Source organism: Streptomyces sp. NPDC059679, from assembly GCF_042734105.1.
Classification (GTDB): Bacteria; Actinomycetota; Actinomycetes; order Streptomycetales; family Streptomycetaceae; genus Streptomyces.
In genome coordinates, this window is the sequence record NZ_JBHWES010000005.1 from 82,031 (window position 1) to 106,186 (window position 24,156).

Here is a 24,156-nt window from a genome sequence, read left to right on the forward strand (position 1 = left end):
TTGGGGTTCGGTGGCTGGGGGGCTACCGAAGCCTTGGCGGCAGCCAGTCCAGCTGGACCTCCTGATGGACGGGTCCGCCGCCCTCGTGGTCGTTGAACGAGTACACCTCGATGTGCTTGTCCTCGACCGCGTAGGCGTTGTACGCGGCGAACACGGTGGACGGAGGGCAGGTCTGGTCCTCCAGCGCGGTCGAGAAGAGCGCCGGCGCCCGCCCCCGGGCGGCGAAGTGGACCCCGTCGAAGTACGAGAGCGTACGGAAGATCCGCTCGTCCCGGCCGCGGTGGGTCTTGAGGTAGTTGCCGATCTCGCGGTACGGATCGCGGTCGGTCAGCGTCGCCGCCCGCCGGAAGTGGCACAGGAAGGGCACATCGGGGGCGATCGCGACCAGGTCGGGCACCAGACCGCCCACGGCGAGCGTGATGCCCCCGCCCTGGCTGGTGCCGGTGACCGCGGTGCGGGCCGGGTCGGCCAGCGGATGGGACCGGGCCGCCTCCACCGCGCGCACGGCGTCGGTGAAGACCCGCCGGTAGTAGTAGTCCTCGGGGTTCTCGATGCCCCGGGTCATGAACCCCGGGAACGCGGGCCCGGAGCCGACCGGATCCGGGGTGTCGCCACTGGCCCAGCCGCTGCCCTGGCCGCGGGTGTCCATCACCAGGTGGGCGAAGCCCGCGGCCGGCCACAGCAGATGGGTGTGCGCCAGCCCGCGTCCGCCGCCGTAGCCGATGTACTCGACCACGACCGGCAGCGGCTCCCGGGCCCCGGCCGGATGCAGAAACCAGCCCTTGACCGGGTGGCCGCCGAACCCCGCGAAGGTGACGTCGTACACCGCCACACCGGTGAGCGCCGTGGCGACGGGCTCGAAGGTGGCGTTCAGATCGTGCTCACGGGCTTCGACGAGGGTCTTCTCCCAGAACCGGTCGAAGTCCTCGGGCTCGGGGACACGTGGCCGGTAGTCGCGCAACTGGTCGAGCGGAAGGTCGAACAGGGCCATGGACAGGCAGCTCCCTTCAATGCCGTTGCGAAGGAAACCATCGCGCGACAGCCCCTGACAAGGGGGCGGGGAGCACGGGCAGGGAGGGCGGCGCAGGGCTGTACTGCCCGGTCAGATGGGCAGTAGCGCCCCGGCGCGCTTGACGGTGCGGATGACCGGGGCCGTCTCCAGGGAGCGGATCGCGTCCAGCGAGGCGATCCGCTCGGTGAGATAGCGCGCGAGATGCTGGGCGTCCCGGCAGTTGACGGCGCCGAGGAGATTGGTCGGGCCGGTGGTCATGGCCACGAGTGACACCTCGGGGTGTTCGGCCAGCGCCGACGCCACCTCGGCAAGCCGCGACGGGCGCACCGACATCCACAGCCGCGCCTCGGCGCGGAAGCCGAGCGCGGCGGGCGGTATGTCGACCAGGAAGGCGAGCACCCCGGCGCGGCGCAGCGCGGTCAGCCGGCGGCGCACCGTGGAGTCGGACCAGCCGGTGGCGGACGCCAGTTCGGCACAGCTCGCCCGGCCGTCCCGGGACAGCACATCGAACAGCGGCTGGTCCCCGTCGGCCAAACTGACCTCGCCGTCGGCGTCAGCTGCGGCGTTGTCGACAGGTCGCGGGCTGAGCAGCGCGGTCTGTTCCGGGGTCAGCCGGGCGGGCCCCGCCCAGCTGTCGGGCAGGGCGGAGTGGCCGAGCAGCAGATGGGCGGAGATGGCGGTGATCCGGCCGGTACGGGGGAGCCGGTGCAGCAGCAGCGCGTCGCTCTCGTCGCTGGAGCGGGTCTGCGCGCTGCACGAGATCTCGGTGCCGCCCGAGAGCAGATGGACATACGAGGTGTCGGGGCGGGCGGCCAGCGCCCGGGCGATGGTGCCCGCCGCGTCCGGGGTGCACTGCAGACGGATGGTCCAGGCGTTGTAGCCGAGCCGGCCGCCGTTGAGGGCGCCCACCACGCGCAGCACCCCGGCGGAGCGCAGCCGGCGGTAGCGGCGGGCGACGGTGTTCTCGGAGACGCCGAGGGCTTCGCCGAGCGTGCGCAGCGGCGCCCGGCCGTCGATCTGGAGGGCGTGGACCAGGCCCCGGTCGATGTCGTCGAGGGTGACGGAATCCGTGTTCATCGGCCGTCAGCATGCCAGTTTGCACCCCATTCGAGCCCTCTGAGGGGCACCTTCGCCTCTAAGCTGACGTCAGGTACTCGCTACAAGTGCTCGCTCGTGAAAGGAAGCATGTGAACACGAAGGCCGAAACGTTCGAGTTTCAGGTCGAGGCGCGCCAGCTCCTGCAGTTGATGATCCACTCCATCTACTCCAACAAGGACGTCTTCCTGCGGGAGCTCATCTCCAACGCGTCCGACGCCTTGGACAAACTGCGGCTGGAATCGCTCCGTGGCACCGACCTGCACGCGGACACGTCCGATCTCCACATCGAACTCGAAGTGGACCAGGAGCGCCGCACGCTGACCGTGCGCGACAACGGCATCGGCATGTCGCACGACGATGTGGTGCAACTCATCGGCACCATAGCCAAGTCCGGCACCGCCGAGTTCCTTCGCGAGCTGAAGGACTCGAAGGAGGAGTCGAAGGACGCCGCGGCCTCGCAGGACCTCATCGGGCAGTTCGGCGTCGGCTTCTACTCCGGCTTCATGGTGGCCGACCAGGTCACGCTGGTGACCCGGCACGCGACCGAGAGCCAGGGCACCCGCTGGGAGTCCACGGGCGAGGGCACGTACACCATCGAGGCGGTCGACGAGGCGCCCCAGGGCACCTCCGTCACTCTGCGGCTGAAGCCGGAGGACACCGAGGACCACCTCTACGACTACGCCTCCCCGCATAAGCTCAAGGAGATCGTCAAGCGATACTCCGACTTCATCACCTGGCCCATCCGTATGACCGCCGAGCCGACGAACGCGGCCACGGATACGGATACGGAGAAGGACGGGGACGGCGAGGCCGAGACTCCGCCCGAGCCCGAGGTCGAGACGCTCAACTCGATGAAGGCGCTGTGGGCGCGCTCCCGGGACGAGGTCACCGACGACGAGTACCACGAGTTCTACAAGCACATCAGCCACGACTGGACCAACCCGCTCGAGACCATCCGCATGCAGGCGGAGGGGACCTTCGAGTACCAGGCGCTGCTGTTCATCCCGTCGCAGGCGCCGCTGGACCTGTTCATGCGGGAGCGCAAGCGCGGTGTGCAGCTCTACGTCAAGCGCGTGTTCATCATGGACGACTGCGAAGAGCTCATGCCGGAGTATCTGCGCTTCGTCAAGGGTGTCGTCGATGCGCAGGACCTGTCGCTGAACGTGTCCCGCGAGACCCTTCAGCAGGACCGCCAGATCCAGCTGATGCGTCGGCGCCTGGTCAAGAAGGTGCTGTCGACGGTCAAGGACATGATGTCCGCCAACGCCGAGGGTTACGCGACGTTCTGGCGGGAGTTCGGCCGCGCCGTCAAGGAGGGCCTGCTCGACGACTTCGAGAACCGCGACGCGATCCTGGAGATCTCCTCGTTCGCCTCGACCCATGACACGGAGCAGCCCACCACCCTGCGGCAGTACATGGACCGCATGAAGGACGGGCAGCAGCACATCTACTACGTGACGGGCGAGTCGCGCTCGATCATCGAGAGCTCGCCCCATATGGAGGCATTCCAGGCCAAGGGCTACGAGGTGCTGCTGCTCACCGATCCGATCGACGAGATGTGGGTCGGGTCGGTGCCGGAGTTCGACGGCAAGCAGTTCCAGTCGATCGCCAAGGGCCAGGTCGACCTCGACACCGAGGAGGAGAAGAAGGAGGGCGAGGCCGAGCGCGAGCAGCGGCAGAAGGACTTCGCCGAGCTGCTGTCCTGGATGACGACGACCCTGAGCGAGCAGGTGAAGGAGGTGCGGCTGTCCTCCCGTCTCACCACCTCGCCCGCGTGCATCGTGGGTGACACGCACGACGTCACCCCGGCGCTGGAGAACATGTTCCGCGCCATGGGCCAGGACATGCCCCAGATCAAGCGCATCCTCGAGCTCAACCCCACCCATCCGCTGGTGACCGGCCTGCGCGAGGCCCACGGCGCGGACGGGAGCGCGGACGGTCTTGCGGAGATGGCCGAACTCATCCACGGTATGGCGCTGCTCGCCGAGGGCGGCGAACTCGGCGACCCGGCGCGCTTCATCAAGCTGATGTCCGACCGGCTGCAGCGCACGCTGTAGCGCGGACACCGTACGGGGGGAGGGCCGGCCGCCGGACCTCCCCCCGTACGCGTCACTCCTCCGCGGCCGCGACCGTTTCCAGGATCTGCTCCCCGTACTTGGCCAGCTTGTTCTCGCCGACGCCGCTGACCGCGCCGAGCTCCGCCAGGGTGCCGGGCGACAGCGTCGCGATCTGGCGCAGCGTGGCGTCATGGAAGATCACATACGCCGGGACGCCCTGCTCCTTGGCGGTGGCCCCGCGCCAGGCGCGCAGCCGCTCGAACAGCGGCACCGCCTCCGGCGGCAGGTCCACCGGGGCGGCGGCGCGGCCCGATTTGCCGGACTTGGCGGCCGACGACGAGGACTTCGCGGCCCGTGGCGCCCGCTCCGGCTCGCGCCGCAGCATCACCTGGCGCTGCCCGCCCAGCACCTCGCCGCTGCTCTCGGAGAGCACCAGCGTGCCGTAGTCGCCCTCCACGGCGATCAGCCCCTGGGCGAGCAACTGGCGCACCACGCCCCGCCATTCGGCCTCGCGCAGCTCCGTGCCGATCCCGAACACGGACAGCGCGTCATGGTCGAACTGGATCACCTTGGCGGTCTTCTTGCCGAGCAGGATGTCGATCACCTGACCGGCGCCGAACTTCTGGTTCCGCTCCCGCTTGAGCCGTACGACGGTCGACAGCAGCTTCTGCGCGGGGACGGTGCCGTCCCAGGACTCCGCGGGCGTCAGACACGTATCGCAGTTGCCACATGCGGTGCTCTGCTGACCGAAGTAGGCCAGCAGCCCCACCCGGCGGCACTCGACCGTCTCGCACAGCGCCAGCATCGCGTCGAGGTGGCTGCCGAGGCGGCGGCGGTGGGCCGCGTCGCCCTCCGAGCCGTCGATCATCTTGCGCTGCTGGACGACGTCCTGGAGGCCGTACGCCAGCCAGGCGGTGGAGGGCAGCCCGTCCCGCCCGGCCCGGCCCGTCTCCTGGTAGTAGCCCTCGACCGACTTGGGCAGATCGAGATGGGCGACGAACCGTACGTCGGGCTTGTCGATGCCTATGCCGAACGCGATCGTGGCGACCACGACCAGCCCGTCCTCCCGGAGGAACCGCGCCTGGTTCTCGGCCCGGGTCCGGGCGTCGAGACCCGCGTGGTACGGCAGCGCCTCGATCCCGTTCTTCACCAGGAACTCGGCGGTCTTCTCGACCGAGGCACGCGACAGGCAGTAGACGATGCCCGCGTCCCCCTGGTGCTCGGTGCGCAGCAGCTCCAGCAGCTGCCGCTTGGGGTCGTTCTTGGGCGCGATGCGGTACTGGATGTTCGGCCGGTCGAAGCTCGCCACGAAGTGGCGGGCGTCCTGCAACTTGAGCCGGGAGGCGATCTCGGAGTGGGTGGCCTCGGTGGCGGTCGCGGTCAGCGCGATACGGGGCACATCGGGCCAGCGCTCGTGCAGCTCGGACAGCGCCAGATAGTCGGGGCGGAAGTCGTGCCCCCACTGGGCCACACAGTGCGCCTCGTCGATGGCGAACAGCGAGATCGAGCCCCGGCCCAGCAGCGAGAGTGTCGACTCCACCCGCAACCGCTCCGGCGCGAGGTACAGCAGGTCGAGCTCGCCCGCGAGGAATTCCGCCTCGACCAGCCGCCGCTCGTCCAGGTCCTGGGTGGAGTTGAGGAACCCGGCCCGTACGCCCAGCGCCCGCAACGCGTCGACCTGGTCCTGCATCAGCGCGATGAGGGGCGAGACGACGACGCCGACGCCGCGGCGGACGAGCGCGGGGATCTGGTAGCACAGCGACTTGCCGCCGCCGGTCGGCATCAGAACCAGCGCGTCGCCCCCGGCCACGACATGGTCGATGATCTCTTGCTGATCGCCCCGGAACGCGTCATAGCCGAAGACCCGGCGCAACACGCGCAGCGCGTCGCTCGTATCGCCCGGGTCCGGTTCTCTGGTGTCCGGTTCTATGGTTTCCGGGCTGCTGGGGGCCGGGTCGTCGATGTCACCGTTCGTGAGGGGATCGATCTCGGGGAGAGGCACCCGGCGAGTGTAGTGGGCCGAAAGGGTGGATCGCGCCGAAGGACGGCCGCCCCCGAGGGTCGGTTGGGGATGTCTGTGGGTGGGCAGTGTGGCCGTGAGGCATGTGGGATAGTCATGCTCGCGTCAGCGACCGTGCGGCGTAGCCGCGTATCGATACAGCCCTTACCCCACGAGGAGGCCGATCGTGAGATCAAGCAAGGCTCTGCGCGCATTACCCGCCGTCGCGGTGGCGGTGCTCGCCCTGGCGGGCGGCCAGGCGGTGGCGGCGCCGGCGTCCGGGGCGGCGCAGCAGCAGGTCATTGCCGCGAGGGTGCTGACGTACGACTCGTCCCAGGCCGCGGAGTTCAAGGACGCCGTCACCAAGGGCGCCGCGATCTGGAACGACAGCGTGGCGAACGTGGAGCTCAAGCCGGTCGCCTCGGGGCAGCGGGCCAACATCCGCATCATCGCGGACAACGGCTGGCCGCGTACCGCCACGACCAGCCTGGGCAGCGGCACGATCTACTTCGGGCGGCAGGCCGTCGACGAGGGCTACAACACCGTGCGGATCTCGTCCCACGAGCTCGGCCACATCCTGGGCCTGCCGGACATGAAGCCCGGCCCCTGCTCGAGCCTGATGTCCGGCTCCACGGCCGGTACCTCCTGCACCAACCCGAACCCCAACGCGGCCGAAAAGGCGGAGGTCGAGGACAACTTCGCCGGCGCGCTCGCCTCCTCGGCGGCCACGCGCGATCTGCTGTTCGTGGACTGACCCACCACGCGGGCCGGGAGCCCCCCTCCCGGCCTGCCCCTTTTTTTGCGGCTCGGCTCTCCCTCAGCTACCGCTGGCGGGGGCACCTCCCAGCGGTAGTTGGGGGCGCCCCCAGGGGCGCTACAGCCCCTGTCGACGGTCGGCCACGCGGCGGAGCCGCACATCGATTGCAGCCTCGCCCGCCCGCGCGGCGGAGCCGGCTGTATCGATCTGCGGCTCCGCCGCGTGGTGATCGCAGCCTCGCGGCCTGCGCGCGCTCTCCCTTTCACGGTGACATCAGCGCCTCCGGCGCGGGCGGCCGCGCCCCTTCGGCTCACTCGCCGGAGCCCTCGGCGGTCGGCGGGGGACCCGTCGTCCCGCGGACGACCAGGCTCGGGGACACCGTCATCAGCACGGACCGCGTGCGGCCCTCGATGCGCTCCAGCAGCAGCCGGGCCGCCGTCGTGCCCATCAGGCCGCCCGCCTGGTCGACGCTGGTGAGCCGGACCGGGGCGAGCGCGGCGACGGCGGTGTTGTTGTAGCCGACCAGTGAGAAGTCCTCGGGGATCCGCAACCCCAGCTCGCGCGCGGCGCGGAAGACGCCCATGGCGGCCACGTCCGCCCCTCCGAAGACCGCGGTCGGCCGGTCCGCCGAGGCCAGCAGCTCCATCCCGGCCCGGTAGCCGCCCTCCTCGGAGAACGCGGTCATCGCGACCCGCGCCAGGTCCTGGAGCCCGTGCCGCCGCATCGCCTCGTGATAGCCGCGGCGCTGGACCCGCTCGGGGGTGCCCGACCAGCCGCTGCCCCGGTTGCCGGGGGTGGAGGTCAGGGCGATCCGGCGGTGGCCGAGCCGGACCAGGTGGTCGATCACCAGGCCCGCGCCGAGGGCGTCGGCGTCGACGACCGAGTCGTGTTCCTCCGCCACGTCGTGGTGGCCGATCACCACCGTGGGCACGGTGGCCGCCGTCCGCAGCACTTCGGTGCGCGGAAAGCCGGGGCCGATGAGGATCAGCCCGTCCATCTGGCGGTCCACCAGGGCCCGGGCCAGCCTGGTCTGGTCCTCCTCACCGAAGCCGGCCGCGCCGATCAGCACCTGGTAGTCGCCGCCCCGCAGTTCGGTGTTGACGCCCTCGAGGATGTCGGCGAAGAAGGCGTTGCGGATGTTGTCCAGCAGCACGCCGATCGTGTACGTGCGGCCGCGCATCCCGCGGGCGGCCGCATGCGGGCGGTAGTCGAGCTCGGCCATGGCCGCGCGCACCCGTTCGCGCATCTCGGGGCTCACCCCGTAGGCGTTGCGGAGCACCTTGGACACGGCTGATGTCGAGACCCCGGCGTGCAGCGCGACATCCGTGATCGTCACGCGGCGCTTGCCGCTCGTGGGGGCCATGGGGACTCTCCCTGCGGTGTCCTGTGAAACGGTCTACAGAACGCAACTGTACGCCGTCGAAGGGAGCGCGGCGCCGATGGCCGCCCGTAGCGCTTTTCGCATCGTTACCTGCCCGTGACTTGACCCCCGTGCCGTCCGCGCCTCACCTTTGAGTCGTTTCAATTCGGAGAACGTTCTACACACGTACTCTCCGGGTCGGGACTCCGGAGCATGTCAAAGAAGACGGGAGCCACCGGATGACCATGGATCAATCCACCCAAGCCACCTCGGCCGAGGCCGAGGGCACCGTAAGCCGTCAGCAGTGGAAGTGGTCGGTCCTGGCCGGCATGGCCTCGTATCTGGACGCGGGGTCGATCGTGGCACTGGGCGCGGGCCTGGCGCTCTTCCAGGACGAACTCGGCCTCAGCGACTCCGGCCTCACCGGCGTCGGCGCGCTCGCGGCCATCGGGCCCAACGCCATCGGCGCGGCCGTCGGGGCCTTCATCGGCGGCCGGCTCGGCGACAAGCTCGGCCGCAAGCGGATCTACCAGTGGGACCTGCTGGTCTACGCGGCCGCGATCCTGTGCATCGCGTTCGCCGTCAACCCGGCGATGCTGTTCATCGGCACCTTCGTGGTGGGCGTGGCGGTGGGCGCCGACGTGCCGACCTCGCTGGCCCTGGTGGGGGAGTTCTCACCGGCCAGGGCCCGGGGCAAGCTGCTCGGGTTCACCCAGGTCGCCTGGAACGTCGGGCCGATGATCGTGCTCCTGCTCGCGCTCGCGCTCTCCTCACTGGATCTGCTGGGCATCCGCATCGTCTTCCTCCATCTGTTCGTGGTCGCGCTGGTCACCTGGGCGCTGCGCAGAGGGATGACCGAGTCGGCGGTGTGGAAGGCCGCCGCGGACAAGGCGGACAAGGCGGCCAAGGGGACGGCGGCCGCGGCGGCCGGGGTGCGGGAGCTGTTCCGCGGGGCGCATCTGAAGGCGCTGCTGTGGACCGGAAGCTTCTACCTCTTCTGGAACCTGGCCGCCGGCACCGCGGGCCTGTTCACCCCGTACATGGTCAAGAACCTGGGCGCGGGGGGCCAGGGGACGAGCGTGGCGCTGTCCTGCGCCGGGTTCGGCGTCGGCATCGCCGCCACCGTCCTGGTGTTCATGCCGCTGACCGACCGCGACCACCGCACCCGCCGGATGCTGTGGGCCGTGGGCGCGGTGATGCAGATCGCCGCCTACGCGCTCTTCCTGTGGTTCCCCTTCACCGTGCCGACGATCCTCCTCAACACCTTCCTGTTCGGCGTGGGGGCCGCGATTGCCGGTGAGGCGGTCTACAAGACGTTCAGCCAGGAGCTCTTCCCGACGATGCTGCGCGGCACCGCCCAGGGCTTCACCTTCGGCGCGGCGCGCACCTGCCTCGGCATCTGGAGCTACTTCGTGCCCCACCTCGCCGACACGGGGATCTCCACCATCGCGGCCCTGCTGACCGCGTTCCTGGTCCTCAGCGGCGGCATCGGCTACTTCTTCATGCCGGACACGGCCGGGAAGTCCCTGGACCGCATCGAGGCCGAACGCCGGGCGGCCGCGTGACGGCGGCGGACGAACTGCTCTCCCGGTTCACCGACCCCGCACCCGAATACGGGCCGCTGCCGATCTGGTGGTGGAGCGGTGCGAAGGTGACCCGGGAGCGGCTTCGCCGGCAGATGGCGGAGCTGACCTCCCAGGGCATCCGGCAGGCCGTGGTGATGTGCCTCGCGCCGACCGGCCCGACCTTCGGCTCGCTGGCGGACGATCCGCCGTATCTGAGCGAGGAGTGGCTGCGGCTGCTCGACGGGGCCTGCGCGGACGCCGACGAGCTGGGGTTCAGCCTGTGGATGTACGACCAGATCGGGTTCTCCGGCGCCAACTTCCAGGGTCAGCTGACCGCCCGTAACCCCGAGTTCGCCGGGCTCGCCCTCTACCGTACGAGCGCGTCCGCGGCGGGCGGCGAGACCGTGCTGCGCCCGCCGACCGGCCACACCGCGCTCGCCGCGTACGCCGTCCCCGCCGCCGTCCCCACCGGGGCCGGCGGCCCCGCGGCCGGGCGGGTCGCGGTGCCGCTGCGCGGCGGCGCGGCCCGCTGGAGCGGCGGCCCCGCCGAGATCACCCTGGTGCACAGCGGGGTCAGCGGCTTCGACTACTTCGGCGAGTCCGCCTGCGCGGCGCTGCTCGACCGGGTGCACGGCACCCTGGAGCGGCACGTCGGAAAGTGGTTCGGCCGCGCCATCGGCGGCTTCTTCCAGGACGAGCTGCCCGCGATGCCCACCTGGGGCCGCGACTTCGCCGCGAGCTTCGCCGAGGTGTACGGCTACGACCTGGTGCCCGAGCTGTGGGCGCTGTGGGAGGGCGAGGACCCGCACGCCGCGCGGGTGCGCCGCGACTACCAGGAACACCGCGCCCGGCTGGGCCGGCGGGCCTTCTTCGACCCGCAGGAGGCGTTCTTCGCCCGGCACGGCCTGGTCTGCGGTTTCGACCAGCCCTCACCGGCCCGCGAGGGGGACCCGGTGGGCGGTGTCCGGGTGTACGGCGACTACCAGGGCACCCACGCCGGATACGGAGCGCCGGGCAGCGACCACTGGGGCGACGCCAAGGCGCACAGCTCGATGGCGCACGCCTTCGGCCATCGGCGCACCTGGATCGAGGCGTTCCACTCCTCCGGCTGGGGCGGCACGCTGGAGGAGACGTACGACTGGCTCGCGCCCTTCCTGCGCCGCGGCGCCACCCTGTACGACCCGCACGCCGTCTACTACAGCACCGTCGGCGGCTGGTGGGAGTGGGCGCCGCCGTCCACCTGCTGGCGGCAGCCGTACTGGTCCTCGTACCACGTGTTCGCCACCGCGGTGGCGCGGCTGTGCTCCGTGCTGACCGAGGGCACCCATGTGTGCGACACGGTCCTGCTCTCGCCGACCACGACCGCCCAGGCGTATCTCACCCTGGACGGTCCGCTGGCCCCGGCGACCGAGGCGGGGCGGCTCTACCACGAGCTGAACGGCGTCAACTGCTGGTTCGCCGAGCGCCGTGGGGTGCTGGAGCGCGCGGGCCTCGACCACGACACCTTCGACGAGAGCACCCTCGCCGGAGGCCAGGTGACCGCCGACGAGGCGGGCCCCGCCCTGGTCATCGGCCAGGAGCGGTACCGCACCGTGGTGCTGCCCGGGCCGTCGGCCCTGCACGCCGCGGCGGCCCGTACGCTGGTCCGCTTCGCGGTGGCGGGCGGGCGGGTGGTGTGCGTGGCCCGGGCGCCCGAGCTGTTCCCCGGTGGCCCCGACAGCGAGGGTGCGGAGGCCGGGCGGCTGTTCGCCGACGCCGTCGCGCGGGGCCACATCACGGTCGTCGAGAGCGCCGAGCAGGTGCCCGCCGCGGTGGCCCGGGGCCCGGTACGGGTCAGCGCCGACGCGCCGTACCTGCTCCGCCGCCACGGCGACGCCCTGGTCCTGGCCCTGGTCGCGCACGACGACCGCAGCGGCACCAAGGCGCCGATCGTCGCCTTCCCCATGGGCGACTGGCCCACGGACGGCTTCTCCTGGGAGCGGTACTGGGAGCAACTGCGCACCGAGGGCTATGACTTCGTGCCCGCCGACGGCCGTACGGCCCGGGTGCGGCTGGAAGGCCCGGACCGGCCGCGCGCCCAGCGCTGGGACCCGGGCACCGGCGACCGTACCGAACTGGCCGTGACCCGGGCGCCGGACGGGGCCTGGCTCATCGAGGTGCCGTTCGAGGACGGGGCGGTGGCGCTGGTGGTGCTCGCCGAAGAGCTGCCCGAGCCGACCCGCGCCCCCCTCGGCCCGGCCACCGGCACCATCCCGCTGCCAGGACCCTGGCGCGGGCTCGCCACCTCCACCCTGGACAACAGCGACGGGGACCTGGCGGCCGCGGACCGCACGGGGGTGCTGCCCATCGAGGTGTGGCGGCTGGAACACCTGGAACCCGGGGCCGAGCGGGGCTGGTCGCCGGTTACGGCAGGCTTCGGCCCGTTCGCGCTGGTCAGGGACGCTGGGGCGGAAGGGTGGCGGCCCGCGGTGTGGTCGCTGTCGCGCGGCATCCCGGACGACCCGCTGCACGATGAGCGGCTGGGCCCCAAGGGATATGTCCCCGAGGAGTTCCTGGACTGGCGGGCCGTCCCGGCGGGCGGGCGTGTCGCGGTCCGTACGCATCTGACGATCCCCGACCGCGACGGGCGCGACGGGCGCGACGACCGCGACGGACTCGACGGTCTCGGCGGGCTGTGGCTCGCGGTGGGCGCGGGCGCGGTCCGCCGGGTGCTGCTCGACGGGGCGGAGCTGCCCGTGGAGGGGGAGGGGTACCGCACCCTCAGCCCGCTGCCGCCGTCCGCCCGCGGCCGTACCGTCGCCCTGGAGATCGAGCTGACGGCCGTCGAGGACGGGCCGGTGCGCGCGTCGTTCGCGGTGGTCGGCGACCCGGACGCGTACCGCCGCCCCGAGTGGATGGAGGCCGGGGACGGCTCGGTCCCCGGCCGCACCCACGAGCTGACGCTGCGGGCCCGGCTGGGCCGGATCCCGGACGACCCGGTCGTCCAGGTGGCCGCCGACGGCGCGTGCGCCGTGCTGGTCAACGGCGTCGAGGTGGGCCGCCAGGGCGACTTCGCCCCGTATCCGGGCCACCGCGACATCCGCGTCCACGCGTACGACCTCGGTGAGTTGCTGCGCGTCGGCGAGAACACCCTCACGCTGCGGGTCACCGACGCGGGCACCACCCCGACCGGGGCGGCCCTCGACTCGGCCCCGGCGGCGCGCGGCGGCCTCGGCTGGATCAGTGGCAGTGGCGGCGGCAGCGGGAGTGGCGGCAGCGGCGGTGGCAGTGGCGGCGGCTGGGAGGCGAGCCACGACGGCGCGCCCGTGCCGCTGCGGCTGCGGATCGCCAGCGGCGGCCGCGATCCGCGGTGGATCTGCTCCTGGGCCCGCCCCCATCCGCTGCCCGGCGCCCACTGGCTGGAGCCGGCTGCCGCTCCCGGCGGCGTGGCCCTGCCGCTCGTACCGGACCTGGCGCCCGGGCCCGAGCGCGTGGAGTGGCTGCGCTTCCCGGCCCCGCTCGGCACGACGGCGTTGCGCGTGCCCACCCCGCTGAGCGTCACGGTCCTGGTCGAGGGCCGGGAGTACGCGACGGACGGCGACGGATGGGTGCGGCTGCCCGCCCCGCTGGCCGCCGCCACCCCGGTGCTGCTCAAGGTGGTCGCGGTGGACGGCCGCCGGGGCGGCGCGCTGCTCGACGCGGCGATCGAGGCCGAGGTCGCCGAGGCCGAGGTGCATTTCGCGGCCTGGGAAGAGCTCGGCCTGCGCGCCCTGGGCGGGCGGGTCCGCTACCGCACCACCGCCCAACTGCCCGCCGTACCGGCCGGGCGCACCCTCCTTGACCTCGGGGAGGTCCGCGGCACCGCCGAGATCCGCGTCAACGGCGCCCCGGTCGGCCGCCGGGTGTGGGGGCCGTGGGCGGTCGAGGTCACCGACGCCCTGAGGGCGGGCGACAACGACATCGAGATCGTCGTGAGCGGCACGCTCGCCGGGTATCTCGACGACGCCTCGCCGACCCGCGCGGTCGCGGCGGGCCAGATACGCACGGGCCTGTTCGGTCCGGTTCGACTTGTCCAGTCCGACTGAAAAGCAGTCCGACTGAAAAGGAAGGGAACCAGCGTTGCAGGTCACCACACCGGTCTTCGAACACCATCGGGAACCGCTCGGCATCGGCGAAGCCGAACCCCGGCTGAGCTGGCGCACCGCCACCGAGGCCGAGGGCTGGCAGCAGACGGCGTACGAGGTGCGGGTGTGCGCCGAGGACGGCACCGAACTCGCCGCGCCCGGGCGGGTGGAATCCGCGGAGTCCGTGCTCGTCCCCTGGCCCGGTCCGGCGCTGCGCTCCCGGCAGCGGGTGGCCGTGCGGGTCCGGGTCTGGGGCACCGGCGGCGACGAGCCCTCGGCGTGGTCCGAACCCGCCCACGCCGAGACGGGGCTGCTGCAGCCCGAGGACTGGACGGCCCGCCCCGTCACGTCCGGCCGGCCCCAGGCGGACGGCCCACACCCGGCCGACCTGCTGCGCCGCGAGTTCACCGTCCGCGGGCCGGTGGCCTCCGCGCGGCTGTACATCACCGCCTGCGGTGTGTACGAGCCCGAGCTCAACGGCGTACGGGTCGGGGATCACGTACTGGCCCCGGGCTGGACCTCGTACGCCCACCGGCTGCGGTACCAGACCTTCGACGTGACCGATCTGCTGCGCGAGGGCGCGAACGCCGTCGGCGCGCTGCTGGGGGAGGGCTGGTACGCGGGCCGCGTCGGCTTCAACGGCGGGCGGCGCGCAATCGGGGGCGAACACACCTCGCTGCTGGCCCAGTTGGAGATCCAGTACGCCGACGGAACGGGCGAGACCGTGGCCACCGATCCCGACTGGCGGGCCGCCACCGGACCCGTGCTGCGCTCGGAGATCTACGACGGCGAGGTGTACGACGCCCGCCTGGAGCGCGACGGCTGGTCCCGCCCCGGCCATGACACCACCGGCTGGAGCCCGGTCGAGCAGACCGACCCGCCGGCCGGGGAGCTGGTGGCGCCGACCGGCCCACCGGTCCGGCGCGTCGAGACCCTGGCGCCGACCGAGGTGATCACCACCCCGTCGGGCCGTACCGTCCTGGACTTCGGCCAGAACCTGGTGGGGCGGCTGCGCATCACGGTCAGCGGCCCGGCCGGACACACCGTCACCCTGCGCCACGCCGAGGTGCTGGAAGGCGGCGAGCTGGGGGTGCGGCCGCTGCGCGAGGCCGAGGCCACCGACGTCTACACCCTGCGCGGCGAGGGCACCGAGACCTACGAGCCGCGGTTCACCTTCCACGGTTTCCGCTACGCCGAGGTCACTGGCTGGCCGGGCCCGCTGGACCCGGCGGACGTACGGGCCGTGGTGGTGCACACCGACATGGCGCGCACCGGCTGGTTCTCCTGCTCCGAGCCGCTGGTGGAGCGGCTGCACGAGAACGTCGTATGGAGCATGCGCGGCAACTTCCTGGACATCCCCACCGACTGCCCGCAGCGCGATGAACGCCTGGGCTGGACCGGCGACATCCAGGTGTTCGCGCCGACCGCCGCCTTCCTCTACGACTGCTCCGGCATGCTCGCCGGCTGGCTGCGCGACCTGTCAGCCGAACAGCTGGCCCACCCCGAGCAGGTGCCGCCGCTGGTGGTGCCCGACGTCATACCGCCGGAGTTCGAGCCCTTCCCCCGGGCGCAGGCCGTCTGGGCGGATGTCGCGGTGCTGCTGCCGTGGGTGCTGCACCAGCGATTCGGCGATCTGGGGCTGCTGCGCGACCAGTACGCCGGTATGCGCGCCTGGGTGGAGACCGCCGCCCGGTACGCGCGCGAGGGCGGCGGGCTGTGGCGCGACCACCACCACCTGGGCGACTGGCTCGACCCGACGGCCCCGCCGGACCGCCCGGAAGCCGCCCGTACGGACGGCGATCTGGTGGCGGGCGCCTATCTGGTGCGCTCGGCCGAGGTGCTGGCCGAGACCGCCCGGCTGCTGGGCGAGACGGACGACGCGCTCCGCTACGACGCGTTGGCGAAGGAGGCGCGGTCGGCCTTCCAGGAGGAGTTCGTGACCCCGGCCGGACGGCTGTCCTCCGACGCCCAGACCGCGTACGCGCTGGCGCTGTGCTTCGCGCTGCTGCCGACCGGGCGCCAGCGGGCGGGGGCCGGGGCGCGGCTGGCCGCGATCGTGCGGGACGCGGACTTCCGGATCGCCACGGGGTTCGCGGGCACCCCGCTGATCTGCGATGCGCTGTGCGCGGCCGGTCAGCCGGAGCTCGCCTACCGGATGCTGCTGGAACGGGGCTGCCCGTCCTGGCTGTACCCGGTCACCATGGGCGCGACCACCATCTGGGAGCGCTGGGACTCCATGCTGCCCGACGGCACCATCAACCCCGGCGAGATGACCTCCTTCAACCACTACGCGCTCGGCGCCGTCGCCGACTGGCTCCACCGCACCGTCGCCGGGCTGGCCCCGGCCGCCCCCGGCTGGCGGCGGCTGCGCATCGCGCCCGTCCCCGGCGACGGGCTCGACCACGCCAAGGCTGCCCATCTGACCCCGTACGGGCTGGCCGAGGCGGGCTGGCGGCGGGACGGCGAACGGCTGGTCGTCGAGGTGCTGGTGCCGCCGAACACCCGGGCCGAGGTCCGGCTGCCGGGCGACGCAGAACCGTTCGAGGTGGGCTCGGGGCGGCACACCTTCACACGGTGACCACGTCCACCTCGGGCAGGGCCCGGAAGGGCGCGAGCTGGTCATCTGTGGCGCCGCTGTCGGTGACCAGCGTCCAGGGCCCGGTCAGCGGGGCCCAGGCGGTGAAGGGCGACTGACCGAGTTTGCTGCTGTCGGCCAGTATGTACACCTGTCCACCGCGCCGGGCCATCAGCTCCTTGAGCGCGGTCTGCTGCAGGCTGGCCTCGCAGATGCCGAGCTTCGCGTCGAGGCCGTCCGCGCCCAGGAACACCTTGTCCGCGGTGAGCCGGGTCAGGGTCAGCTCGGCGAGTGGGCCGACGAAGCCCTGGCTGACGTGGCGCAGCGTCCCGGCGAGCGTGATCAGCTCGATGCCGTCGGCCTCGGCCAGCTCCCGCAGGGCGGTCAGACCGCTGGTGATGACGGTGAGTTCGGTCCGGCCGCGCAGATGGTGGGCGAGCCGTCCGGCGGTGGTGCCGGCGTCCAGGATGACGGTGTCGCCCTGAGCGATCCGGGCGGCCGCCCAGCGCCCGATGCGGTCCTTCTCGGCCACGGCCAGGCCGCTGCGCTGGCCGAGCGTCGGCTCGGCCTTATGGCCCGCGCTCATCGCGCCGCCGTAGGTGCGGGCGATGGTGCCCTGCTCGGTGAGCAGGGCGAGGTCCCGGCGGATGGTGGACGGGGTGACGTCCAGGGAGCGGGCCAGTTCCTCGACGACGACGGTCCCGTCGGTCTGGATCATGCGGGCGATCAGCGCACGGCGGTCCGGTGCCCGTAGCCTTCTGGGATCCTCCGCCCCGGCCGGCGCGGCCGTCGTGCCTGGTGTGCGCGAACTTGCCGGACTCATGCGTCTGATCCTCTCCGCGACTGGCCGCGATTGGCGGGTTAGCCTATCAGTCTGCGCATTACGCGCCATTTCTCCGGCGCGATTGTCCGGAGTCTTGCGTGTTGCGTGCAGTCATGCGAGCGTTTCGCTCACAACATGCATGAGGTGGGGGGCTGATGAGAGAAGCTGAGAGCATGACCAATTCCCCCGCCGACTTCGCGGCCCGGCTGCGCGCACGTCGGCGGATCCTCGGCTACTGGGTCGTCCTCGACAACCCGGTCGGCACCGAACGCCTGGCCGGGCTCGGCTACGACTACATCTGCGTGGACGCCCAGCACGGCCTCCTCGACTACAAGGGCACCCTCGCCGCGATGACCGCCATCGACGCGCGCGGCAGCAGCGCCGGTATGGTCCGGGTCCCGGCCAACGACGGCTTCTGGATCGGTCAGGCCCTCGACGCCGGTGCACGCGGCGTGATCGTCCCCCTGGTCAACACCGCCGCGGAGGCGGCCGCCGCCGTCAGCGCCTGCCGCTACCCGCCGCACGGCGCCCGCAGCTACGGCCCGATGCGCTCGGGGCTACGGGTGGGCCCGACCCCGGCCGAGGCGAACGAGCAGGTCGCCTGCATCGTGATGATCGAGACCGCCCAGGCGCTCGGCAACACCGCGGAGATCTGCGCGACCAAGGGGCTTGACGGCGTCTACATCGGCCCCTCCGATCTGACCCTCGCCCTCGGCGGGCGTACCTCCACCGACACCGCGGTCGCCGAGCAGTTCGAGGCGGCGCTCGCGAAGGTGGCCGAGGCCGCCAAGTCGGCGGGCATCGCGGCCGGAATCCACTGCCCGAACGGTGCCTCGGCCGCCAAACGGCTCGCCCAGGGCTTCACCTTCGCCACGGTCAGCAGCGACCTGGCCCACCTGGAACAGGCCGCGGCCGCCCACCTCCGCGACGCCCACGCCCACGACTGACCGCCGCGCACGGCCAGACGAACGGGAGGTAGCGGTTGTAGCGGCTACCCCTTCCCACGCCCGGGTGCTTACGCGGGCCGCAGGATGCGCAGCATGGTCGCGTACACCGGGGCGTCGGGGAATGGCTGCTGGTCTCCGATGTTCTCGTAGCCCCACGACTCGTAGAGCGCTTTCACCTTCGGGTGGGTCGGCTCGACCAAGAGGGTCACTCGGTCCTCTGCGCGGCCGGACAGAAGCTCTTCGTGGATTCGGTGAGCGGTGCCAGTCTTCCGCCACGGCTGCCGCACCATCAGCTCGCACAGGGCCATGGTCCGTGTGCCGTCCTCGCGGGTCATCTCCTCGGGAAGCGGCTCGAGCATCCCGGCCCACCAGCGAGAGCGGGGCGGGAGGGGCGTGCCGTAGGCGTAGCCGACGGGCTCGTCGCCGTCCCAGCCGATGACGACTTCCCAGGGGTCGCGGGAGGCATGGCCCTCCAGCCGTTCCTCGAACCGCTCGACGGAGAAGAACGGGTCGGAGAGCCGGTCCGCGTAGACCTCGGCGTAGACCTCGGTGAGGGTCTGCCGGATGGCGTCGAGGTCTTCGCGTCCGTAGCGTCGCAGCTCCACGGTGGTCGGTGTGGTGGTCACAGGGGGTCCTTCCAGGTCAGGCGGTGCGGGCGTTCCATTCACGGGTGATGCGTGCCCCGGGGGCGGCCGTGTTGAGCTTGGCGGTGAAGCTGTCCAGCAGGTGGGGGATGCGGCCCGCGCTGGTGGATCCGGGCGGGGCAATGACGCCAGCGGCGGTGGTGCATGCCTGTTCGGGGTCGCCCTGGCCGAGTTGGGCGAAGGCGACGTTGACGGCGTAGAAGGCTCGGTTTCGGTGCTGGTCCGGGCGGAGGGCGGCGAGGGAGCGGTGAAGGTGGTACTCGGCCCGTTCGGGCTGGCCGAGCCACAGGTGGGTGATGCCGGTGAGGCCGTCGAGTTCGCTGCGGGTGTAGAAGTCCATCGAGGCGGGGCGCCACTCGTGGGGGTCGGCTCGTTCGAACGCCTGCTCTGCCCGTTCCAGGGCGCGTAGGGCGCGCGTGTGGTCTCCGGTTCCGGGGAGAGAAGCCGCGAGGCGCGCGTGGCTGAGGGAGGCGTACAGGGGGTCTCGGCGGTGCGCGCTTGCGGACATGGCGGCCTCGGCCGCGGCTACGGCCTCCGGCCAGCGTCCACGTTGTTTGGCGAGCATGGTGGCGTATTGCCAGATCTGGTGCTGTACCTGCCCGTCTCCGGAGAGTCCGGCAAGGTGGGTCGCCCGCTCCAGGTGGCGTTGTGCGCGGACGGGTTGCCGGGAGTCGACCGTGGCCCACATGGCCATGGCGGTGGCGGCGGCGCCGAGGGAGTACAGGTGGTTCCGGATGCGGCTCGTGGCGCTGCCGTTCCGCTGGAGGTCGACGGTCTTGTCAGCAAGGGCTATCGCGCGTTTCTCCAGCTCGGGGCCGCTGCCTTCCCGGTCGTCCAGCTTCGACAGGTCTGCGAGTTCCTGGCGCAGGCGTCGAACATCGCTGGCGCCGACGGTGGAACGGGCGCAGACGGGCGCAGTTGCCCCGGCGAGGGCTGCGGCCGGGACGGCGGTCACGAAGGTACGGCGGCGCAAGGGATCCTCCTGCGATGGCCCTGAGACCGCTTGGTTGCGGCCTCGTGGCACAAACCCTAGGCGGACAGGGTCCAGGCCGGTGAGGTGCTGGATGGCCGCGCGGGTGACGGCGTTGGGCCAGCGGACCCGGCCAGCCTTCCAGTCCCGGACGGTGCGCCCGTCGTATGTGCCGGGACTGCCGGTGAGCGTTTCCTTCGCCTTGCTCACAGCCTGGGCAAAGGATTGGAGCTGTGGCCGTGGGCCTCCATCCACTCCTCAAACGCGGTGTTACGCGTGGTGCTCATAAACGCACGGTAGTGGATGTGGCACCCACCGTCAGGCAAAGAGGGGGTCAAGTCATCCTAGGGGCTGCTGGCGGGAGCCTGGGCTGTCTCCTAACCTCCCTGCGTCTGATGTCGGTTAGGTGGTCGTACGTCCCCGAATCGTGCCTCGCCCCCGTAGGCACGGTCCGGGGGTTCCGCCCCCTGACCATGGCGAGACGGCATGAAGATGACGATCAGACCCCGCGCGACGGGGTACCCCGGCTACTCCGAAACCCACCCCCGCACCGAGCTGACAGCCTGCCTGGCCCGCAAACTCGTCGGCAACGCATGCGCCACATGGGGCCTGACCGAAGAGGCCACGCAGGCTACAGCCCTGGTGATGGCCGAACTCATCTCCAACGCCGTACGCCACGCCCGGGGCCCCCGCGTCCGGGTCATCGTGGACCGGCCGACCGATGACCGCGTGTATGTCGCAGTCGTCGACCGCGCCCCGCACCGCACGCCTGAGATGCGCACGCCGGATGACGGGGCCGAGTACGGTCGCGGGCTGCTCCTGGTCGACACGCTCAGCGACCGGTGGGGCTATGACGTGCTCGGACCGGCGGGGCGCCCGTGGGGGAAACGGTGCTGGGCCGAACTGAAATCGGGTGCCCTGTGATGCTCCTCGACGGCTTGGACCAGGCGCTGAAGGAAGCGGGCCGCCCCGCGAGCCACCGTCGTCGGTGGAGATGCCGGTTCGGATGGCGGCAGATCACGGCCCAGGTGCTGTACGTCGCCGCCGTCACCTTCTTCGTGGTCTCCCTGCTGCTGTACGGGCAGGGCGGCCGATGAGCCCTGGCGGCCGGGCGGTGTGCATGACGGTCTCGCCCGGCCGCCGGTTCCGGCTCCGTCCCCGTGCCCACCCCCTGATTGAAGGAGGAGAGTTGAAAAGTCACCCGATCGTCGCCCTGCTGGGGCCTCCCGGCAGCGGGAAGAGCACGGTGTCAGCAGCCTTATCCGCCTGGTGCGATCTGCATGTGTTCCGGCTGCGGGATGTCTCCCGCACCCAGGCCCGGCGCGATCCACTCATCGCTGGGGTCATCGAGGGCACCCGGGACCCGCTCGGCTGGTTCCCTGACCCGATCGCCGTTCTCCTGCTGCGCCGAGCCCTCCAAGACCCTCGCGCCGCCTTCACGCCGGTGCTCCTGGAGGGCTACCCCGGCACTGCGGCCCAGGCTCGCAGCCTCTTTGTCTTCGGGCAGCCCGACACCTGGGGCACCGAGCAGGCCACGATCACCGACACCCGGCTCTACGGGAAGGCGACCGCGCGGGCGTGGGACCGGCTGCACCCCAGGCTGACCGGCCGGGCAGCCCGGCTCGCCCACGACGGGCCACTGCCCATCATCGAGGGCACCGTCATCCGCCTTACCGTCGAGAAACCGCCCTCCGGCGGAGTCAACAAGCCGGTCTGGCTGTGGTGGTCCGGCGCCGGCCGGCTGATGTCGGCAGCTGCTGGCAGTCCTTCCTGCGAAGATTCGACATCGAGCACACGTTCCGCATGCTCAAGCAGACCCTGGGCTGGACGAAACCCAGGCTCCGCAGTCCCGAGGCCGTGGACCGCTGGACCTGGCTGGTGATCGCCGCCCACACCCAGCTCCGGCTCGCCCGCTCGCCGCCGACCTACGCAGGCCCTGGGAGAGGAAGGCCGAGCCGAACAAGCTCACCCCGGCCCGAGTCCGCTGGAGGTTCCGAAACCTCCACGCGCAGATGCCCTCTCCGGCGCGTGCACCGCAACCTCCCCGACCCGGCCCCGGACGCCCTCCCGGCTCGAAAAACCGCCGCACAGCAACGCGTTACGACGTGGGACGTGTCCTCGCCACCGGCGAGGCACACACACGACCCGCCCACCACAAAAAGGGAACGAAACCCGGCCGAACTGGATAAGCGACAAGCTTAACGACGGTTCCTAGTTCTATGGCTGCTGTTTCAGGGCGCCGTCTGGATCGTCCAGGGCGGCTCGTGCCAGTTCGCGGAAGTGGCTCAAGCTCGGCCAATGGGCAGGTGTGAATGATGGTGGGTCGCCTCGCCTGGCTGGCTCCAGCCCCCACCTCACGAAGGTACTACGCAGGATGAACCCGTAACCTCGCGTTACTGATTTGGCTTCCGCAGCGAGCTGCCAGGTCCCGCCAGCGCCACGGCGCTGTCGGCCTTCGCGAGCGCCGACATGAGCCGACGCGCCTCGGCGGCTCGCTCCGGCAGGTCTGCCGGTGCCGAGCCCTCCATCCGGGCAAGCGCGGACATCACTGGCGCAAGTTCCTCTGTTGCGTTTACGAACTGAGCGTAAGCATCGGCGCGAGTTTGCCGCCGCCAGTGCTCGTGCTGTGAGCGGCGCTGGGAGTCCCCCGTGTTCTTGGCCGCGCGTACGGCCCCGAAGGCGCCAATTCCGGCCCCAACTACAGCTGCAGCGGCGGCGATTGATGCTGTACCCCCTAGATCCATTGGCGCATTATTCCAAGCACTAGCGGGATCAGCAGCGGACTTCGCCGGATTCGCTCAGCCCGCCGCGCCCTCCACCCGCAGCGGAATGCTCGCCAGCCCCGGCCGCCGCGGCAGCAGTATCGTGCGCAGCGCGACCGCGGGGGTCAGCAGCCGGGACGGCCGCGCGGCCAGATGGGTGACGTCGCGGAAGGCGGCCCCGACGGTCGGGTCATGGGTCGCCCGGGCCGCCAGTCGGCCGAAGTACCAGGTCTGCAGCCGCTCGGCCGTCCCAGGGGACGTGGCGTCGGCGCCCGCGGAGTACGGGCGGTCCGCCCCCGCGGCGGTCAGCCACGCGGTCTCGCTCGCGCGGGCGACGGCGCGCTGGGCCGCGGCCGCGAAGCCGGGGCGGCGCGGACCGCCGTCGGCCAGGCATTCACGCAGGGCCAGTCCGCTCAGAACGGCCACCGACATGCCCTGCCCGTAAATCGGATTGAACGTGCAGGCGGCGTCCGAGACCGCGATGAACCCCTCGGGGACGCCGCCCGGGGCGTGGTAGTCGCGGCGGCGGTTGGCGGTGTCGCGGTAGGCGTACGGCGGGGACACCGCTTCGCAGGTCTTGAGGTGGTCCAGCAGATACGGTTCGCCGAGCGAGGCCACGAAGTCGGGTACCGCCGAACCGTCGGTCGGCGGATGGTGGCCGCGCACCCCGGCGAGGGTCAGCAGCCAGTTGCCGCCCTCGACGGGCGACCACGCCGCGCCACGCGGAAGAGCGGGCCTGGGCTCGAGGACCACGGCCGTGCGGAGCGGCTCGGCGGGCCGGAACATCTGGGTGGAGTAGCCGATTCCGGCGTCGATCACCTCCTCGCGCGGCGCCGGGCGGCCGAGTTCCGTAAGCCACCGCGGTGCGCGCGAGCCACGTCCGGAGGCATCGACGACCAGCTCGGCGGGCAGATCGCGCTCGGCGTGCCCGGCATCGCGCGAGCGCACGCGGACGCCGGTCACCCGGTCCGCGCCGCCGAGGAGCCCGACCGCCTCCCACGCCTGTAACACCTCCACCCGGGTGCCGGACTCGGCGGCCCTGGCGAGGACCTGGGCCCGTACGGTGGCGTCCAGGAGCGGCCGGGTGCAGCTGATCACGGCGTGTCTGCCCTCGTGCAGACGGCGGTGCCAGCCGTGCGGGGTCCTGGTGAGCACATCGCGCGGCGCCTCCATACGGCGCGCCCCGGCCGCTTCCAGCTCCGCGACTGCCCCGGGCAGCAGCTTCTCCAGGGCCCGCTGCCCGCCGGAGAGGAAGACGTGCAGATGGCGGCCCTGGGGCACCCCTTTACGGAACACCGGCTGTTCCGGGTAGCGGTCGCGCTCGACGACGGTCACCGTCTCCACCTGCCCGAGCAGCGCCGCCACCGCCAGCGTTCCGGCCAGACCGCCGCCCACCACCACCGCGCCGCCGCTCATACCGCACCCCTCCTCGTGCCGTTTTGATCAGTACGGCCCAAGCCTGGGGTGCCTGGCTTGGGCCGTCA

The 24,156-nt window shown here is 71.8% G+C and carries 16 protein-coding genes and 1 pseudogene; 9 read left to right on the forward strand and 8 right to left on the reverse strand.

Annotation, left to right across the window (positions count from 1 at the left end):
- Positions 1-22 precede the first annotated feature (22 nt).
- Positions 23-991, reverse strand: a complete 969-nt coding sequence (locus ACFV2X_RS08380; RefSeq protein WP_385613084.1) for an acetylxylan esterase — start codon at positions 989-991, stop codon at positions 23-25.
- A gap of 111 nt (positions 992-1,102) precedes the next feature.
- On the reverse strand, positions 1,103-2,089 hold the full coding sequence (locus ACFV2X_RS08385; RefSeq protein ID WP_385613087.1) for an Lrp/AsnC family transcriptional regulator: 987 nt from the start codon (positions 2,087-2,089) through the stop codon (positions 1,103-1,105).
- Between the two features lie 170 nt (positions 2,090-2,259).
- On the opposite strand from ACFV2X_RS08385, the gene htpG reads away from it, so the two are divergent.
- Positions 2,260-4,167 carry a molecular chaperone HtpG gene (htpG, locus tag ACFV2X_RS08390; protein ID WP_385613472.1) on the forward strand — a complete coding sequence of 636 codons (1,908 nt, stop codon included), beginning with the start codon at positions 2,260-2,262 and terminating at the stop codon, positions 4,165-4,167.
- 52 nt (positions 4,168-4,219) lie between these two features.
- On the opposite strand, the gene recQ is transcribed toward htpG, so the two are convergent.
- Positions 4,220-6,097: a DNA helicase RecQ gene (gene recQ, locus ACFV2X_RS08395; protein WP_385613474.1), complete on the reverse strand. Its 1,878-nt coding sequence runs from the start codon at positions 6,095-6,097 to the stop codon at positions 4,220-4,222.
- Between the two features lie 256 nt (positions 6,098-6,353).
- Between recQ and ACFV2X_RS08400 the strand changes: the two genes are divergently transcribed.
- Entirely contained in the window at positions 6,354-6,920 is a 567-nt protein-coding gene (locus tag ACFV2X_RS08400) for a snapalysin family zinc-dependent metalloprotease (RefSeq protein WP_385613090.1), read from the forward strand.
- A 313-nt stretch (positions 6,921-7,233) separates the two neighbouring features.
- Here the strand turns inward: ACFV2X_RS08400 and ACFV2X_RS08405 are convergent, their stop codons facing one another.
- Positions 7,234-8,286: a LacI family DNA-binding transcriptional regulator gene (locus ACFV2X_RS08405; RefSeq protein ID WP_385613093.1), complete on the reverse strand. Its 1,053-nt coding sequence runs from the start codon at positions 8,284-8,286 to the stop codon at positions 7,234-7,236.
- 236 nt (positions 8,287-8,522) lie between these two features.
- Here ACFV2X_RS08405 and ACFV2X_RS08410 point away from each other — a divergent pair, with 236 nt between their 5' ends.
- From ACFV2X_RS08410 to ACFV2X_RS08420, 3 genes are read left to right on the forward strand one after another with little or no spacing between them, the layout of a single operon-like run.
- Positions 8,523-9,848: an MFS transporter gene (locus tag ACFV2X_RS08410; RefSeq protein WP_385613096.1), complete on the forward strand. Its 1,326-nt coding sequence runs from the start codon at positions 8,523-8,525 to the stop codon at positions 9,846-9,848.
- On the forward strand, positions 9,845-13,912 hold the full coding sequence (locus tag ACFV2X_RS08415) for a hypothetical protein (protein ID WP_385613099.1): 4,068 nt from the start codon (positions 9,845-9,847) through the stop codon (positions 13,910-13,912). Before ACFV2X_RS08410 ends, ACFV2X_RS08415 begins: the two co-directional genes overlap by 4 nt.
- 34 nt (positions 13,913-13,946) lie before the next feature.
- Positions 13,947-16,529: a family 78 glycoside hydrolase catalytic domain gene (locus ACFV2X_RS08420; protein WP_385613101.1), complete on the forward strand. Its 2,583-nt coding sequence runs from the start codon at positions 13,947-13,949 to the stop codon at positions 16,527-16,529.
- On the opposite strand, the gene ACFV2X_RS08425 is transcribed toward ACFV2X_RS08420, so the two are convergent.
- A complete protein-coding gene (locus ACFV2X_RS08425; protein WP_385613104.1) occupies positions 16,519-17,349 on the reverse strand; it encodes a DeoR/GlpR family DNA-binding transcription regulator in 831 nt (276 codons plus the stop codon). The two genes, ACFV2X_RS08420 and ACFV2X_RS08425, sit on opposite strands and share 11 nt — an antisense overlap.
- A 173-nt stretch (positions 17,350-17,522) precedes the next feature.
- On the opposite strand from ACFV2X_RS08425, the gene ACFV2X_RS08430 reads away from it, so the two are divergent.
- Positions 17,523-18,296, forward strand: a complete 774-nt coding sequence (locus ACFV2X_RS08430; protein ID WP_385613106.1) for an HpcH/HpaI aldolase/citrate lyase family protein — start codon at positions 17,523-17,525, stop codon at positions 18,294-18,296.
- Positions 18,297-18,364: 68 nt separating this feature from the next.
- On the opposite strand, the gene ACFV2X_RS08435 is transcribed toward ACFV2X_RS08430, so the two are convergent.
- Positions 18,365-18,922 carry a GNAT family N-acetyltransferase gene (locus ACFV2X_RS08435; protein ID WP_385613108.1) on the reverse strand — a complete coding sequence of 186 codons (558 nt, stop codon included), beginning with the start codon at positions 18,920-18,922 and terminating at the stop codon, positions 18,365-18,367.
- Between the two features lie 16 nt (positions 18,923-18,938).
- On the reverse strand, positions 18,939-19,913 hold the full coding sequence (locus ACFV2X_RS08440) for a hypothetical protein (protein WP_385613110.1): 975 nt from the start codon (positions 19,911-19,913) through the stop codon (positions 18,939-18,941).
- A 489-nt stretch (positions 19,914-20,402) separates the two neighbouring features.
- Here ACFV2X_RS08440 and ACFV2X_RS08445 point away from each other — a divergent pair, with 489 nt between their 5' ends.
- The 3 genes and pseudogenes from ACFV2X_RS08445 to ACFV2X_RS08455 all read left to right on the forward strand — a co-directional run.
- Positions 20,403-20,834 carry an ATP-binding protein gene (locus ACFV2X_RS08445; RefSeq protein ID WP_385613113.1) on the forward strand — a complete coding sequence of 144 codons (432 nt, stop codon included), beginning with the start codon at positions 20,403-20,405 and terminating at the stop codon, positions 20,832-20,834.
- Complete coding sequence (locus ACFV2X_RS08450; RefSeq protein ID WP_385613116.1) at positions 20,834-21,007, forward strand: hypothetical protein; 174 nt, start codon at positions 20,834-20,836, stop codon at positions 21,005-21,007. The genes ACFV2X_RS08445 and ACFV2X_RS08450 overlap by 1 nt, the downstream gene beginning before the upstream one ends.
- A gap of 392 nt (positions 21,008-21,399) precedes the next feature.
- Positions 21,400-22,099: pseudogene (locus ACFV2X_RS08455) on the forward strand (transposase); the annotation flags it as partial.
- A gap of 609 nt (positions 22,100-22,708) precedes the next feature.
- Here the strand turns inward: ACFV2X_RS08455 and ACFV2X_RS08460 are convergent.
- A complete protein-coding gene (locus tag ACFV2X_RS08460) occupies positions 22,709-24,088 on the reverse strand; it encodes an NAD(P)/FAD-dependent oxidoreductase (protein ID WP_385613118.1) in 1,380 nt (459 codons plus the stop codon).
- Positions 24,089-24,156 lie beyond the last annotated feature (68 nt).